This window comes from Marinitoga hydrogenitolerans DSM 16785 (genome assembly GCF_900129175.1).
Lineage (GTDB): Bacteria > Thermotogota > Thermotogae > Petrotogales > Petrotogaceae > Marinitoga > Marinitoga hydrogenitolerans.
The window spans coordinates 56,113-72,619 of sequence record NZ_FQUI01000006.1; the positions used below are offsets into that span (position 1 = coordinate 56,113).

The window sequence follows — 16,507 nt, forward strand, 5'->3', positions numbered from 1 at the left end:
TTAATTATACCACAAATCGTTCAATTATAGACATATTTAATACAATTAAAATCTGAATTTTATAATTTTTATAACTTATTTTTATTTATAAAATGAATTATATTTTTTAAATATTTAATTCCAAAGAAATATGAAGAGAGCAAGTAAATGCTGCTACCAATAAGAATTAAAAATATTGTATATAAATTTGAAGCGTACATATTTTTTGAAAAATATAAAATTACGCTCATAATAAAAGTAGATAACACAATTTTAATAATATCCACATAATCTTTTTTATTAAATTGCGAAAAGAAATCCCAACCTAAAATTAACATACCAACTAAACCAGAAATGCTGGTTGCTAAACCTATTCCTGCTACACCCATATATCTTACAAGACCTATATCCAGAACAATATTTATCAAAACCATAACAAATGAAATTCTTGTGGGTTTTTTTGTATTTAATTTAGAATAAAAATTTCTAACTAGAATCCCATGAATTGAATAAAAAATAATACCTATTGAATACATCACAAGTGTAAAAGAAGTTATCAATGTATCTTCTTTTGTGAAATTACCACGTTGGTATATGAGTTTTATGATTTCTCTACTTAAAACAACTAATCCTGATGATGCTGGTATAGTTAAAAAAAGCGAAATTAATATAGCATCTTTAAATTCTTGAATAAATTTTTCTTTTTGATTATTAAAAGAAAGTTTTGATAATCTTGGTAAAATCACATTAGCTATACTTACAGAGAAAATAGCTAAAGGTAATTGATATAATCTTAAAGCATATTGTATAGTAGCAACTCCTCCTTCACCTGCCCACGTTGCAACATTTGTATCTACTATACTATTTATATGAGATATAGCGACCCCAAAAAACGCTGGAATAAAAAGTTTCATTATTTCATTTACATATTCTTTTTTTAACGAAAAATAATAATGAAAATGCCCTTTCTTTTTCACATAAACAAACAAGAAAATCATTTGGAAAAATCCACCCATAAGGAATCCAATAGTTGGTCCATATATTTTAATTGAAAATACATATGAAAATATTATACCTAATATAGTAAAAATGTTCGTAATTGCTGGAGAAACAGCTGAAACAAAAAAATTATTTTCATTATATAAAATACCTGAAAATATAGACCAAATTGAAATAAATGTAATAAATGGAAAAGTTATTTTCATAAGATTAGAAGATAATTCAAAATAATCATTACTTAGACCGCTACCAAGTATTTTTACAAAAATAGGTGAAAAGAAATATACTATTACATATAAACTAAATGTAATTATCAATAAAAAATTAATTGCTGTGCTGGCAAAAATGTCAGCATCTTTATTTTTTTTCCTTGTATATAACGGAACAAATACAGTTGAAAAAGCACCCTCAGCAAATATACGTCTTAAAAAAAATGGTAATAATATAGCGATTATATACGCATCATATTCACCACTTCTACCAAAATAATACGCAAACAAAATATCTCTAAATAACCCTAAAAATCTACTAACCATTGTAGCTGAAGCAAATATAGCTGTAAATTTTAACAACTCAGACATCGAATAACCTCCTAATACTAAAATAAAGCCTGAACAGGCTTTATTTTAGTAAACAAATTATATTGTCTCTACCATAATACACTTATGAAATAAATATTCAATTTCAGGATCATCTTGCGATTCTAAATATTCTTTTATTTCTTTAGATTCCGCACCTGGTTGATACCAAAATTTTTTAAATCCATTTTCATAAGCCTCTTTGGTAATCTTTAACCCTATTTTAGGCGGAACAACAAAATTCAAAATATCTACTTCTGGCAAGTCTTTTACTGATTTATACGTTTTTATACCTTCAATTTCATCATAATTAGGTGTAACTGGAAAAACTTCATATCCTTTAGACACCAAATCTTTCAAAATTTTATAGCCAAATTTCGACTTATTAGTTGTTGCTCCAATTAACGCTATTTTTTTTATTTTGCTTACATCAAACACTTTTTATCCCTCCTCAAATTAAGGTTATAAAATAATACAACAACGGAACAGTTAAAACAGATAGTATAGTACTAATAAAAACTAATAAATTCCCAAGCGCTGGATTAATATTTAATTCTTCTGTGATAAATGAAACATTCATTCCTACTGGCATTCCTACTTCAATAACAAATATACCTGCTAAAATAGGATCCAGTTTTAAATACTTAACTAAAAACACTGCAATTATAGGAAAAAGTATTAATTTAAAAATTGTAGTGAGGATTGTATCATATAAATCATATATTTTTATTTTAATTCTTGACAATGAAACCCCTATATTAATTAAAATAATAACAATACTTGCATCTTTTATCATTTTTAAAGGTTCATATAAAACAAAAGGTAAATTATCCCAAAATAAACCATTAGCTCCTAATAACCAACCAATTAAAAATCCCCAAAGCATTGGAAGTTTCAACATATTTGTTAAACCTTTTTTTATATTTCCAGTTAATATAATTATTCCAATTGAAAAGGACAAAATTGTCATAACAATAACATAAATTACCGCTTTAGAAATATATTCATCACCAAATAAAGCACCTACAACTGGATATCCTAAATACCCTCCATTAGAGAACATAAGAGCAAATGATATTATCCCTCTTTCAGCTTTTATTAATCCGAATTTTTTTAAAATATATGGAACTATTATAGCTAATACAAATATTACAACATATCCCAAAAAATAGGCTTTTAATTCATTAAATGATGGAGGATTAGAATTAATAGCTGTAAAAGCTAATACATTTCCCGCTATCCATATTGTTATCTTATTTAAAATTTTATTGTCTAAATCAAAAAAAACTTTTCCAAGAACATATCCTAATAAAATAATTAGAAACAATGGCAAAATTTTAAACAATGTCAAAAAAAACAGCAAAAAAATCACCTCACTGATTTCAAAGCATATACCTCAGTTCCTATTCCAGTTAAAAAATCTAATAATTCCACATCTTGATTAAAAAGCCTTATACATCCATGCGAAATTCTTTTTCCAATTTCCCATGGTTTAGTTGTTCCATGAATACCATATTGTTCTTTAGATAATTGCAACCATCTACTCCCAACACCATTAATAATAGAACCTGGTTTTATATACTCTCCATACCAATATAATGCCGGCTCTTTTTCTTTATACATTATTCTATAATATCCAGGAGGTGTTGCGTCACTTCTTCCAACTGCTGCCGGAAAAGTTAAAACTTTTTTACCTAAATAATATAAATTAAGAATAGATTTATCAAGATCAATAGTTATTATCAAAGGACTTTCACCAAATCTAAGTTTACCAATCTTTAATAATTGGCCTGGATAAATAGTTTTAGGATCTGAAATATTATTATATAATATTATTTCTCCTGGCTTGACATTATATTTTCTCGCTATTTTGTATATTGAATCTCCTTTTTTTACAAGATAATTATCAATAAATTCTACTCTAAATGTTGCCCCTTTTAAATTTGACGAGGAATAAAACCAATCTTTTTTAAAAAATTTTATTATTTTTTCTCTCTCAATATCATATTTATTTAAATACAAAACTTTAATTTCATGAAATCCATCATCCATATTTTCAGGTAAATAATATAAATTATTCTCACTATTATATATTTTTATTTTATCATCAAGAAACACTTCTTTTATTTTAAATCTACTATTAGAATTATTAACTAAAACTCCTTTCCAACCATCTAAAGTTTCTATAGTGGAAACTTCCAATTTAACTTCATCGAAAAATTCTTTAATTTCAATGAATTTTTTTATTTTTATTATTTTTCTCCCATTCAATGAATCATATTCCATTTCAAAGTCTAAAATATCATTTTTACTAAAATCATTAATATTTATTTTTATATCAATATAGGTTGGACTATAAGAGTATTTTGGTCTCACTCTAAAACCAACATCACTTAAAAAAATTTTAGGATTTATTATTCTTTCTTTAGTAATTATTCTTAAATAAATAATATTATTCCGAAATTTTAAAAACGATATTTCAGGCTTTGATAAAACCACTATTTGAAATATAATCAATAATCCTAAAAGCAATATCTTTTTTTGTAGATTTTTCAACATGGGTAACATCTCCCATTTTATTTATTATATAAGTTTCATTTAAATCTGAATCAAACCCTATATCTTTTTTAGATACATCATTAGCAATTATAATATCACAGTTTTTTTCTATTAATTTTTTCTTTGCATAATCTAATAAGTTATTTGTTTCGGCTGCAAAACCAATTAACAATTGTGATTCTTTTTTTACTTCTCCTAATTCTTTAAGAATATCAGGATTCTTTATTAATTGGAGAGTTATTTCTCCACTATCTTTTTTTATTTTCACATCAGAATAATTTTTCACCTTAAAATCTGAAACTGCCGCGGTCATAATTATAATATCCGAATTTTGATAATATTTCATCACCGCATTTCTCATTTCATCTGCTGTTTTTACACTAATAAATTTTTTTAAAATATAAGGTGGATTTACAGATGTAGGTCCTGAAATTAATACAACATTTGCTCCTCTATATGAAAACGATCTTGCCAATTCATACCCCATTTTCCCGCTAGATCTATTTGTTATATTTCTAACTGGATCTATTGGCTCTATTGTAGGTCCTGCTGTTATTAATACATTTTTCCCTTTCATATCTTTTTTCGTTAATGAATATTCTAAAAATTCTAATATCATCTTATTTTCTGGATATCTGCCTTTTCCTATTTCTCCACAAGCCAAATGACCTATTTCTGGTTCAACGATAATCCATCCATCTTTTTTTAAAATTTCTAAATTTCTTTGTAAAGCAGGAGATTCATACATTCTTGTATTCATTGTTGGAACCAAAATTTTAGCTTCTTTTCTAAATGCAAGTGCTATCAAAGACAACAAATCATCTGCAAAACCATTTGCAATTTTAGCTATTATATTAGCAGTAGCTGGAGCAATAATCAAAGCATCAGATTGCATAGATAATTGCGTGTGTGGAATCCATCCATCTTTAACTTCATTAAAATAATCAGAGTATACTGCACAATTGCCAACCGCTGAAAAAACTACAGGAGAAATCATCTTCTTTGCATCTTCAGTTAAGACTATATTTAAATCCACTTTTAATTTTCTCAATTTTGAAGATAAATCTACTGCTTTATAAATAGCAATACCACTACTTACACCTAAAATTATTTTTTTATTTTCCAAAATATTCATTAATATACACCTCAGCTTTTCTTAGACGAGTAATAACTCTAATCTTTCCTAATACAGAAATTGACTCAAATAAACCTGGAGTAACAAGTTTACCTAAAACAGATCCTCTTATTATCTGAAATGTGTTTTTCTTAGAAGTAAATTTTAGTTCAGCAATTTCTCTAACTGTTTTTTCAACATTTTCCAGTGAATAGTCTTCTAATTTTTCAAATTTTTCAATTGATACTTTAATTACATCTTTAGCCCATTCTTTCTTTAAATATTTTTCAACAAACCTTTCTTCATAATTAAAATCATCAATAAAAAAATTATACATAAATTCTTTCAATTGTTTAAATGTATTTATTTTTTCTCTACAAATCCCCAATACTTTTAAAGAATATTCTTTATTTTCTGATATTATATTTTCTGTTTTATAATCCTCAGTATATTTTAACCATTCAATAAATTCAAAATATACGCCATTAATATCCTTTTCTCTTAAATGTTTCCCACATATCCATTCTAACTTTTCATAATCAAATATTACACCTTTATTGGATATTTTTTCTGGAGAAAAACTATTTATTTTATCCTTAAATTTAAATATCTCATTATCCACTGTCCATCCTAATAATGCTAAATAGTTCATCAAAGCATCTTTTAATATTCCTTCTTTTCTAAAATAATCAACAGTTGTACCTCCATGTCTTTTACTTAATGGTTTCCTATCATTACCTAAAATCAAAGGAATATGCATAAATTTAGGAATTTCCCATCCTAAAGCGTTATAAATCATTATTTGTTTTTGTGTATTAGAAATATGATCTTCTCCTCTAATTACATGAGTTATATGCATAAAATGATCATCAATAACAACAGTAAAATTATATACAGGTATTCCATTTGAACGTAAGATAATAAAGTCCTCTATTAAATTATTTCTAAATTGAATTCTCCCCTTTAATAAATCATTAAATTCTGTATTTATATTTTTATTCACTTTGAATTTAACTACTATACTCTCATCTTTGTATTTTTCCGGATATTCTTTAGAAACATGTATTATATTATTATTTTTATCATAAACAGCATAATAAGCCATATTTTTTTCAATTAGCAAATTAATATACTTCTTGTAAAGTTTTATTCTTTCACTTTGCCTATATGGGCCAAAATCCCCACCAATATCTGGACCTTCATCCCAATCTAAACCACACCATTTTAATGCTTCTATTATACTTTCTTCATATTCCTTAGTGGACCTTTCTAAATCTGTATCTTCAATTCTTAAAACAAATTTGCCATTATATTTTTTAGCAAATAACCAATTAAATAAAGCTGTTCTAACACCACCAACATGTAAATTTCCCGTAGGACTTGGAGCAAATCTTAGTCTAACCATAATCGTCCTCCTAAAGTTTGCGTTCAAATTTTTTTAATAGGTTTTCTAAATCCATTAAATTATCAACAATATGTATTTCTGATAATTTTCTGTTATCTAAAAATTTTCCTTCAATTAAAATGTTCTGAATTCTATCAGTCCAACCACCAGTTCCTTTTAATAAAATAATTGGCTTTTTATTAGCGTATGATCCCAATATTTCAATTCCGGTACCTATTTCACCACCTATACTAACAACAACATCCACACTTTTCACAAGAATATATGACCTCATTGAAAAATCTAAACCTGTTTTAATTGAAACATCAAGATATTCATTACCCTCTATTTCCCAAGGTAATATGCCTATACTTTTTCCGCCAAATTTTTTATTAGCTTTAGAAACAATTTCCATCACGCCATTTCTTCCACCACTAAACAAAATCCAATTATTTTTTGCAATCATTTTTCCAACTTCAAAAACAATATTTTCTAATGGTTTAATTGGTTCTTGCTGTGGATCTCCAGAATAACCTATAACAGCTATATTCATTAAATCACCATCCCAAATAATTTTCAATTACGGCTCTATCTTTTAATACAATTTCTGGTTCACCATAAGCAATAACTTCACCTTTATGCAACACATATAAAATATCAACAACTTCTGCTATTTCATCAACATTATGATCTGTCACAATGACTCCTAATTGTTTATTAGAAAGAGATTTTATTATTTTTTGTATATCTTTTACAGTTATTGGATCAATTCCCACAAAAGGTTCATCTAATAAAATAAATTTTGGATTTGTAAGCAACGTTCTTGCAAATTCCAGTCTTCTTTTTTCCCCTCCAGAAAGGGAATCTGCTATTTGATTCTTTAAATCATATATTCCAAATTCTTCTAAAATACTTTTTATAAAACCTTCTTTGTTTTCAATTTTTAACATTGTTGCTATTAAATCCATATTATCCCACACAGTCAAATTTCTAAAAACAGATGGTTCTTGTGGAAGATAGGCAATACCTTCCTTAGCTCTTACATGAACAGGTAAATGCGTAATTTTTTTATTATCGAGAAAAATATCTCCACTTTTTGGAACAACAATTCCTAAAATTGATTTAAATAACGTAGATTTACCAGCACCATTGGGACCTAAGATCCCAACAATTTTACCGATGCTGGCCTCAAAATCTACATTATTTAAAACTGTTTTTCTTCCATATTTTTTTGTTATTTTTTTACAAACTAATTTATGCATAACTATTTTTTCAACATTTCTATTATTTGTGCAGTTATATCTACTAATTCATCAGCATATATTACAGATGGTTCATAAAGAACTAAATTATAACCATTTTCTTTTGCATATTCTATAACTTTGTTTTTTACTTCATCTAATATTTTATTTGTCTTTTGTGTGTATTCATCCTGAATTGCCTTTTGATATTCAGAAACTCTTACTTGTAATTCTTGTTGTTTTTGAGTTAAAACCTCTTGAGAAGCTCCAGACTTTTTTAGATTTTCGAAATCCTGTTGCATTTGATTAATTTTGTTTTGATAATATTGAAGATCATTTTTATATTTTTCCTGTAAATCAACCCATTTATAATAATTCTGGGTTACTTTCTCCATTTGAACAAAAGCAATCTTTAAATCTTTACCTGTTTTTTTTGATTCTTCTGAAATACCAACTTTAGGAATAATCAAAAATGCTAAAAGAACAACTGCCACAACAAAAAACTTTGAAAAATTCTTCACCAAAAAACACCTCCTGAGATTTATTCTTAAAATATATTATATCATCAAATTATTATTTTCAGAAAATTTTTACATAACCTTTTTGTTTTACTTTTCTTAATTTATAATACATATTTTTGAATAATAAATTGATTTTTATTTAACAAAATAATGATAACATATCATTACCCCTATCCTCCTTAAAATAAACTAAGAAATTTGCGGAGCTTTTTGCTCCGTTTTTTTATTAAAATTTTTAATTTTATAATCTTCTCCTTATATTTTAATAAAATAAGCTCCCAAAAGGGAGCATTAGAATATTTTTCCTTTATATAAAGGGAATTTTTCGCAGAGTTTTTTAACTTTATCTTTAATATCGATTTTAAAATCTTCATCTAACGTTCCATTTTCATCTTTAATATTCATAATAACCTCATTTATTAGTTCAGCTATAATTTTCATTTCATCTTCTTTCATTCCTCTTGTAGTAACAGCAGGTGTTCCAATTCTAATACCACTTGTAACAAATGGCGATTTTGTTTCTTTAGGTATTGTGTTTTTGTTTACAGTTATACCAGATGCCTCTAAAGCCTTTTCTGCAGCTTTACCTGTTACACCTTTTTCATTTAGATCAACTAAAAACAAATGTGAATCTGTGCCTCCAGAAACTATCCTAAATCCGACTCTTTCCATTTCTTCAGCTAATTTTTTAGCATTTTTTATAACTTGAGCCTGATATTCTTTAAATTCTGGAGTTAATGCTTCTTTAAATGCTACAGCTTTTGCTGCAATTACATGCATTAAAGGACCTCCTTGAATCCCTGGGAATATACTTTTATTAATCAATTTATATAATTCTTTATCATTTGTTAAAATCATTCCACCTCTTGGACCTCTTAAAGTTTTATGTGTCGTTGTTGTTACTACATGTGCATATTCTAAAGGATTTGGATATAACCCTGCTGCAACTAATCCTGCAAAATGTGACATATCAACAACTAAATAAGCTCCAACTTTATCGGCAATTTCTCTAAATTTTTTAAAATCTATAATTCTTGCATAAGCACTTCCTCCTGCAACAATAATTTTAGGTTTATGCTCCAAAGCTAATTTTTCAACCTCATCATAATCTATAACTTCAGTTTCTTCATCAACTCCATATTGTATAACATTAAAAATTTTTCCAGAGAAGTTTACCGATGCACCGTGAGTTAAATGACCACCATGACTTAAAGACATACCCATTAACGTTTCTCCTGTCTCCATTAATGCCAAATACACTCCCATATTCGCTTGAGAACCAGAATGTGGTTGAACATTTGCATATTTAGCTCCAAATAATTCTTTAGCCCTATTTCTAGCTAAAGTTTCTGCTTCATCAACAAATTCACATCCACCATAATATCTTTTTTTAGGATAACCTTCTGCATATTTATTTGTCAACACACTCCCCATTGCTTCCATTACAGCTTGAGATGCAAAATTTTCTGAAGCTATTAGTTCCAATCCGTATTCCTGTCTGTTTAATTCTTTCATGACAATTTCATGGATTTCAGGGTCAACCATCTTTAAATTTTCCCACATTAGCATTCCTCCTTTTGGAATTATATTTACTAAATAAACTAAACTATTCTGATTATACAATATTATTCAAGAAAAAACCAGTATTAATGTTGAAAAAAATTTCGTGAAATTTTTTTCACACAGCATATAATCACATATAATTGTATATAACCAGATATATACCCCTGTAATCAACTTTGTAAAATTGAAATTAAAAGTGTAAAATAAAATTGAGAAAAAAATTAAATTCGAAGGGGTGATTATTGTGAATTTTGAAAGTAAATTTTCTGTAACGGTTAATAGAATAAAATCTAACATTATCAGAGAATTGTTAAAAACAGCTACAGCAGAAGGAATAATATCCTTTGGTGGTGGAATACCTGACCCAGAAACTTTTCCTATAAAGAAATTATCTGAAATTTCAAATGAAGTTATAATGAATGAATATAAAATCGCTTTACAATATGGTTCTACAGAAGGCGATCCAGAATTAAGAAAGCAATATATTAGATTGCTAGAAAAATATGAAGATATTACCTGTTTAGATGAAGAAAATTTAATGATTACTACAGGTTCTCAACAAGCTTTATTTATTATAGGAACAGTTTTTTTAGATGAAGATAGTTATTGCGCTGTTAGCAAACCTATATATTTAGGAGCAGGTAGTGCTTTTAATCAAAGAAATCCTAACTACATCAGTATTCCATTAGAAAAAGATGGAATGAATCTTGACATTTTAGAAAAAGAATTAAAGAAACTTGATGAAGAAGGAAAAATAGATAAATTTAAATTTGTATATACTGTAAGTAATTTCCATAATCCTGCAGGTATAACTTTAACTTTAGAAAAAAGAAAAAGATTAATAGAATTAGCAGAAAAATACGATTTCATAATTATCGAAGATGATCCTTATGGTGCATTAAGATTTGAAGGAGAAAAAATGCCAAGTATTTTCAAGTTAAACAAAGGCGAAAGAGTAATTTTATTAAATACTTTTAGTAAAGTTTTATCACCAGGTTTAAGAATCGGTGTAATAGTTGGAAATAAAGAATTGATTAAAAAGATGGTTTTGGCAAAACAAGGCATGGACTTATGTTCTTCAACTTTAACTCAAAGAATTACTGCAAGATTTATGGAAAAATATGATTTATTTGAAGAAATACAACCAACAATAAAATTATATAAAGAGAAAAAAGATAAATTTATGGAATCATTAGAAAAATATTTAGGAGATCTCGAAGAAGTAGATTGGGTTAGACCCGAAGGAGGTTTATTCTCGTGGATTACTCTTCCAGAAGGTTTTGACACAATGGAAATGTTTGAAATTGCTAAAGAAAAGAAAATAATTTATATTCCTGGTGAAACATTTTATGTAGATGAGCCTGAACGAAATACAATGAGAGTTTCCTTCTGCTTACCTTCATTCGAAGATTTAGAAGAAGGTTCTAAGAGATTACGTGCTACTATTGAAGAATATGCGAAGAAAAAAGGACTACCTTTGAAAATAAAATAATCACTAGTGAGGTGAAATTATGAAACGTATTTTAGTAATAAATCCAGGTTCAACATCAACCAAAATTGCTGTTTTTGAAGATGACAAATTAATTGTAACTGAAGAAATCACTCATTCCACAAAAGAATTAGATAAATATGAAAAGTTAATGGATCAAATAGATTTAAGGAGAAGAGAAATAATAGACTTTATTGAGAAATATGGATATAAAATGACTGATTTTAATGCTATAGCTGCCAGAGGAGGTATATTACCCCCTTTAGAAAGTGGCACTTACAAAGTGACCGAAGAAATGGTTGATTATTTAAAAAATAAAACAAAAATAGAGCACGCATCTAATTTAGCAGCTGTAATTGGATGGGAATTATCAGAAAAAAACATACCTGTTTTTATTACAGATCCTGTTTCTGTTGATGAATTTATTCCTGAATCAAGAATTTCAGGAATACCTGAAATTGAAAGGAAAAGTCTATTTCACGCGCTGAACATGAAAAGTGTTGCAAGAAAAGCTGCTAAAGAATTAAACAAAAAATATGAAGATTGCAATTTTGTAATTGCTCATTTAGGCGGCGGAATTTCTGTTGGCGCTCAAAGAAAAGGAAAAATGATTGACGTTAATAATGCTAATGATGAGGGACCTTTTAGTCCTGAAAGAAGTGGTGAATTACCAGTAGGAGATTTAACAAAAATTGCTTTCTCTGGAAAATATAATAAAAGAGAATTGAAAAAGAGATATGTTGGTAAAGGTGGTTTAGTTGCTTATCTTAATACTAATGATTTAAGAGTTGCTATAAAAAAAGCAGAAAAAGATAAATATGCAAAACTTGTTGTAGAAGCAATGGCATATCAAATAGCTAAAGAAATAGGTGGTATGTCAGCAATATTAAAAGGGGAAGTCGATGCTATTATAATAACTGGCGGTATGGCCAGAAATGAAAAGTTTATAGAAATGATTAAACAAAGAATTTCAAAAATCGCTTTAATAATGCTTTATCCTGGTTCATTCGAAATGGAAGCTTTAGCTGAAGGAGCTTTAAGAGTTTTAAATGATGTAGAAAAAGCAAAAGAATGGAAATTGTGAGGTGAAACTATGAGAATAAATAAAATTATCGAAATATCAAAACAATTAGAAAGAAAGAAAACTATAGGCGTTGCCGCTGCAGAAGATGATGTTGTTTTAAAAGCAGTATCTAAAGCTGTTGACGAAGGAATTTGTAATGCTATTTTATACGGAAATGAAAATAAAATAAAAGAAATTGCTAAAAAGAATAATATAGATATTTCAAAAATGGAATTGATTCACTGCAATTCAAATAAAGAAGCTGTTGTAAAAACAATAGAAGATGTATCCAGTGGAAAAACTGATTTACCTATGAAAGGACATATTACTACTGGTGAATTATTGTCTGTATATTTAAAGGAAGAATATGGATTAAGAACGAAAAGCACAATTAATCTAGTAAGTGTTTTTGATATTGAAAAATATCATAAATTGCTAATTATAACTGACGCTGGTATGGTTATTGCTCCTACACTTGAACAAAAAATAGATTCGATAAATAATGCTGTAAAAGTTGCAAACTCATTAGGTATTAAAGAACCTAAAGTTGCTATTGTTGGAGCTTTAGAAAAAGTAAATTCAAAAATGCCTGCAACAATAGATGCTGCTATTATTACGCAGATGAATAGAAGAGGTCAAATAAAAGGGTGTTTGGTTGATGGCCCATTTGCGATGGATAATGCAATTTCCAAAGAAGCGGCAGAACACAAAGGTATAAAAAGCGACGTAGCTGGAGATGCTGATATTATCATAATGCCTGATATTGAGGCAGGAAACATCTTTTATAAATCAATGGTATTTTTATCCGGTGCCGGTGTTGCAAGTACGATTTTAGGTGGTAAAACACCTGTTGTTTTAACTTCAAGAGCAGATTCTGATGATGCAAAATTATTATCAATTGCATTATCTGTACTCTTGGCTTAGGAGGGAATTATATGAATAGAATTTTAGTTATAAACCCAGGTTCAACATCAACAAAACTCGCAATTTACGATGATGAGAAATTGGTTTCAAAAGATACTGTAAGACATTCTTCGGAAGAATTAGCTCCTTTTAAGCGCATGGCAGAACAATATGAATTTAGAAAAGATGTTATTAAAAAATTTTTAGAAAAATCAGGTTATCCACTTTCAACTTTTTCAGCTATAGTAGGAAGAGGTGGTTTATTGAGACCTATTCCTGGTGGTGTATATAAAATTAATGAATTAATGAAAGAAGAATTAAGAGAAGGAAAATATGGCGAACACGCTTCAAATTTAGGTGCTTTAATCGCACATGAATTAGCCTCAGAATATAACATTCCTTCTTTTATAGCTGATCCTGTAGTTGTTGATGAAATGGAAGATATTGCAAGATTTTCAGGTCATCCTGATTTTGAAAGAAAATCTATTTTCCATGCATTAAATCAAAAAGCTGTCGCAAGACTAATTGCAGAAAAAATGAATAAAAAATATAACGAGGTAAATCTAATAGTTGTTCATATGGGTGGAGGTATTTCTATAGGTGCTCATAAAAAAGGAAAGGTTGTAGATGTAAATAACGCTCTTGATGGCGACGGTCCTTTTACCCCTGAAAGGTCTGGAACATTACCAATGACACAAATAATAGATTTAGTTTATTCTAATAAAATCACATTTGATGAAATGAAAAAGAGAATAAAAGGAAAAGGTGGTTTAGTTGCTTATCTGGATACTAATGATGCATTAGAAGTTCAAAAAAGAGTAGAATCTGGAGATGAATATGCTACCTTGATTTATAAAGCTATGGCTTTACAAATTTCCAAATGGATTGGGAAAATGGCTACTGCTTTAAATTTTGAAGTTGATGGAATAATTTTAACCGGTGGATTAGCTTACGATAAAAACAATATGATTAAATGGCTTACTGAACATACACAATTTATAGCACCTATATATATTGTTCCTGGTGGAGATGAAGAAAAAGCATTAGCCGAAGCTGCCCTGAGAGTATTGCGCGGTGAAGAAACACCTAAAAATTATCCACCTATGGAGGAACATTATGCTTGATACTAAATATAAATGTCATGTTATTATAGGTATGTTTGGATCAGGAAAAACTGAAATTGCTTTAAATTCTGCACTTTATTTGAAGGAAAAATATGAAAATGTTGCTATTGCAGATATTGATGTAATAAGTCCATATTTTAGGACACGCGATGAAATAGATATCTTAGAAAAAAGGGGTATTAAAGTTATAACCCCTCCAAGACAATTTATTCATGCTGATTTACCAATAATACCTCCCGCTGTTGGAGGTTATATTACTAATCCTGAATATCAAACTATTATAGATGCTGGTGGCAATGAAGATGGTGCTACAGTAGTAGGCTCTCTAAAAAATTTTCTCGATCAAGCAAAAACTGCTACTTATTTCGTAGTAAATACAAAAAGACCTTTTATGAATACTGTAGACGACATTATTTACTATATTGAAAGATTAAGCGCAAAGACTAGAAGAAGGGTTGATTATTTAATTTCAAATACTAATTTACAAAATGAAACAACAGAAGATATAATTTTGAAAGGTGAAAAATTATTATACGAAGTTTCTCTAAACACAGGGATTCCAATTTCTTTTACTGTAGTACCTGAATCTTTAAAAAATATAAAAACTCAGTTTCCTAAATTTATATTAAAAAGGTTTTTAGATAAAGTATACCAGCTATGAACAATAAAGGAGGGATACGATGGAATACAAAAACAAAGTTGAAATTGATCAAGAAAGATGTAAGGGATGTGGTCTTTGTATAGATGCATGTCCAACAGGAACTTTAGGATTTTCTGAAGGGTTTAATGCCAAAGGATATCATCCTGCTGCAGTTTTAAATCCGGAAAAATGTATAGGATGTGGATTCTGTTATCAGATGTGTCCCGATGTATGTATAACAGTTTCAACATTGGAAAAAGCAAAGGCTTAAGGAGGGATATTGAATGGCTGAAAAAGTAATGGTTAAAGGTACAGAAGCAATTGGTGAAGCTGCCATAAGAGCTGGATGTAGATTATATTTTGGTTATCCTATAACACCACAAAGTGAATTAACTGAATATATGTCAAGAAGAATGCCTCAAGTTGATGGAGTCTTTTTACAAGCTGAAAGTGAAGTTGCTGCAGTGAATATGTTATATGGTGCAGCTGCAACTGGTCATAGAGTTATGACATCAACTTCTTCACCAGGATATAGTTTAATGCAAGAAGGGGTTTCCTATATTGCAGGTGCAGAATTACCAGTTGTATTTGTTAATGTTGTTAGAGGTGGTCCAGGTTTAGGAGACATACAACCTGCTCAAAGTGATTACTTCCAGGCAACAAAAGGTGGCGGTCATGGTGATTATAGATTAGTTGTGTATGGTCCAGAATCTTTACAGGAAGCTGTGGAATTAACAGCAAAAGCTTTTGATGTTGCTGATAAATATAGGAATCCAGCCTTAATACTTGCTGATGGTATGTTAGGGCAAATGATGGAACCTGTTGAATTTCCAGATTTCAGAGATTTAAACACATTACCAGATCATAGTTCCTGGGCAATGCAGGGAGCAAAGGGTCGCGAACCTCATAAAATTACATCATTTGATATAAATGAATATGTATTAGAAAAAATGAATTTAAGATATCAAGAAAAATATAAGAAAATCATAGAAAACGAACAAATGTGGGAAGAATATAAAACAGAAGATGCTGAAATAGTAATAGTTGCTTATGGTACAATGGGAAGAATAGCAAAAACAATAGTTGATATGGCAAGAGAAAAAGGTGTAAAAGCTGGATTATTCAGACCTATAACATTATGGCCATATCCATATGACGCTTTAGCAAAATTGGCGGATTCAGCAAAATTATTCTTCACAGTAGAAATGAGTATGGGGCAAATGGTTGAAGATGTAAAATTAGCAGTTAATGGAAAAAAACCTGTTGAATTTTATGGTAGAACCGGAGGGGTTGTTCCAACACCAAATGAAGTATTAGCAAAATTAATGGAATTGATATAAGAAAGGAGGA

17 protein-coding genes are annotated in these 16,507 nt (G+C 28.6%); 7 read left to right on the forward strand and 10 right to left on the reverse strand.

The genetic code is table 11. The features are described from left to right. Nucleotides 1-68: 68 nt before the first annotated feature. The 10 genes from murJ to glyA all read right to left on the reverse strand — a co-directional run bounded on the left by murJ (nucleotide 69) and on the right by glyA (nucleotide 9,938). Nucleotides 69-1,559, reverse strand: coding sequence for a murein biosynthesis integral membrane protein MurJ (gene murJ / locus BUA62_RS03100; protein WP_072863339.1), 1,491 nt, complete (start codon nucleotides 1,557-1,559; stop codon nucleotides 69-71). 57 nt (nucleotides 1,560-1,616) lie between these two features. Then, on the reverse strand, nucleotides 1,617-1,994 hold the full coding sequence (locus BUA62_RS03105; protein WP_072863341.1) for a CoA-binding protein: 378 nt from the start codon (nucleotides 1,992-1,994) through the stop codon (nucleotides 1,617-1,619). Nucleotides 1,995-2,007: 13 nt separating this feature from the next. Further along, a complete protein-coding gene (locus BUA62_RS03110) occupies nucleotides 2,008-2,919 on the reverse strand; it encodes an AEC family transporter (protein ID WP_072863343.1) in 912 nt (303 codons plus the stop codon). 5 nt (nucleotides 2,920-2,924) lie between these two features. Next, the gene (locus BUA62_RS03115) at nucleotides 2,925-4,115 is read right to left on the reverse strand and encodes a L,D-transpeptidase family protein (RefSeq protein ID WP_072863345.1); all 1,191 of its coding nucleotides are present in this window, start codon (nucleotides 4,113-4,115) and stop codon (nucleotides 2,925-2,927) included. Continuing rightward, nucleotides 4,036-5,250, reverse strand: a complete 1,215-nt coding sequence (gene coaBC / locus BUA62_RS03120) for a bifunctional phosphopantothenoylcysteine decarboxylase/phosphopantothenate--cysteine ligase CoaBC (protein WP_072863347.1) — start codon at nucleotides 5,248-5,250, stop codon at nucleotides 4,036-4,038. Before coaBC ends, BUA62_RS03115 begins: the two co-directional genes overlap by 80 nt. Further along, nucleotides 5,231-6,634, reverse strand: a complete 1,404-nt coding sequence (gene gltX / locus BUA62_RS03125) for a glutamate--tRNA ligase (protein ID WP_072863349.1) — start codon at nucleotides 6,632-6,634, stop codon at nucleotides 5,231-5,233. The genes coaBC and gltX overlap by 20 nt, the downstream gene beginning before the upstream one ends. Nucleotides 6,635-6,644: 10 nt before the next feature. Continuing rightward, nucleotides 6,645-7,166, reverse strand: coding sequence for a TIGR00725 family protein (locus BUA62_RS03130; RefSeq protein ID WP_072863352.1), 522 nt, complete (start codon nucleotides 7,164-7,166; stop codon nucleotides 6,645-6,647). A 4-nt stretch (nucleotides 7,167-7,170) separates the two neighbouring features. Continuing rightward, nucleotides 7,171-7,875 carry an LPS export ABC transporter ATP-binding protein gene (gene lptB, locus BUA62_RS03135; RefSeq protein WP_072863354.1) on the reverse strand — a complete coding sequence of 235 codons (705 nt, stop codon included), beginning with the start codon at nucleotides 7,873-7,875 and terminating at the stop codon, nucleotides 7,171-7,173. A gap of 2 nt (nucleotides 7,876-7,877) precedes the next feature. Further along, nucleotides 7,878-8,375 carry an OmpH/Skp family outer membrane protein gene (locus BUA62_RS03140; protein ID WP_072863356.1) on the reverse strand — a complete coding sequence of 166 codons (498 nt, stop codon included), beginning with the start codon at nucleotides 8,373-8,375 and terminating at the stop codon, nucleotides 7,878-7,880. A 291-nt stretch (nucleotides 8,376-8,666) separates the two neighbouring features. Further along, the gene (gene glyA, locus BUA62_RS03145; protein ID WP_072863358.1) at nucleotides 8,667-9,938 is read right to left on the reverse strand and encodes a serine hydroxymethyltransferase; all 1,272 of its coding nucleotides are present in this window, start codon (nucleotides 9,936-9,938) and stop codon (nucleotides 8,667-8,669) included. 244 nt (nucleotides 9,939-10,182) lie between these two features. Here glyA and BUA62_RS03150 point away from each other — a divergent pair, with 244 nt between their 5' ends. Genes BUA62_RS03150 through BUA62_RS03180 form a run of 7 tightly spaced genes read left to right on the forward strand, consistent with a single transcriptional unit; the run spans nucleotide 10,183 to nucleotide 16,497 of the window. Further along, entirely contained in the window at nucleotides 10,183-11,430 is a 1,248-nt protein-coding gene (locus BUA62_RS03150) for an aminotransferase-like domain-containing protein (protein WP_072863360.1), read from the forward strand. Between the two features lie 19 nt (nucleotides 11,431-11,449). Continuing rightward, nucleotides 11,450-12,511, forward strand: coding sequence for a butyrate kinase (buk, locus tag BUA62_RS03155; RefSeq protein WP_072863362.1), 1,062 nt, complete (start codon nucleotides 11,450-11,452; stop codon nucleotides 12,509-12,511). 9 nt (nucleotides 12,512-12,520) lie between these two features. Then, nucleotides 12,521-13,414 carry a bifunctional enoyl-CoA hydratase/phosphate acetyltransferase gene (locus tag BUA62_RS03160; RefSeq protein ID WP_072863364.1) on the forward strand — a complete coding sequence of 298 codons (894 nt, stop codon included), beginning with the start codon at nucleotides 12,521-12,523 and terminating at the stop codon, nucleotides 13,412-13,414. 11 nt (nucleotides 13,415-13,425) lie between these two features. After that, nucleotides 13,426-14,517, forward strand: a complete 1,092-nt coding sequence (gene buk, locus BUA62_RS03165; protein ID WP_072863366.1) for a butyrate kinase — start codon at nucleotides 13,426-13,428, stop codon at nucleotides 14,515-14,517. Continuing rightward, nucleotides 14,510-15,178, forward strand: a complete 669-nt coding sequence (locus BUA62_RS03170) for a cobalamin biosynthesis protein CobQ (RefSeq protein WP_072863368.1) — start codon at nucleotides 14,510-14,512, stop codon at nucleotides 15,176-15,178. Before buk (BUA62_RS03165) ends, BUA62_RS03170 begins: the two co-directional genes overlap by 8 nt. A gap of 19 nt (nucleotides 15,179-15,197) precedes the next feature. Further along, a complete protein-coding gene (locus BUA62_RS03175; RefSeq protein ID WP_047264906.1) occupies nucleotides 15,198-15,428 on the forward strand; it encodes a 4Fe-4S dicluster domain-containing protein in 231 nt (76 codons plus the stop codon). Between the two features lie 13 nt (nucleotides 15,429-15,441). Continuing rightward, nucleotides 15,442-16,497, forward strand: coding sequence for a 3-methyl-2-oxobutanoate dehydrogenase subunit VorB (locus BUA62_RS03180; protein ID WP_047264907.1), 1,056 nt, complete (start codon nucleotides 15,442-15,444; stop codon nucleotides 16,495-16,497). Nucleotides 16,498-16,507 lie beyond the last annotated feature (10 nt).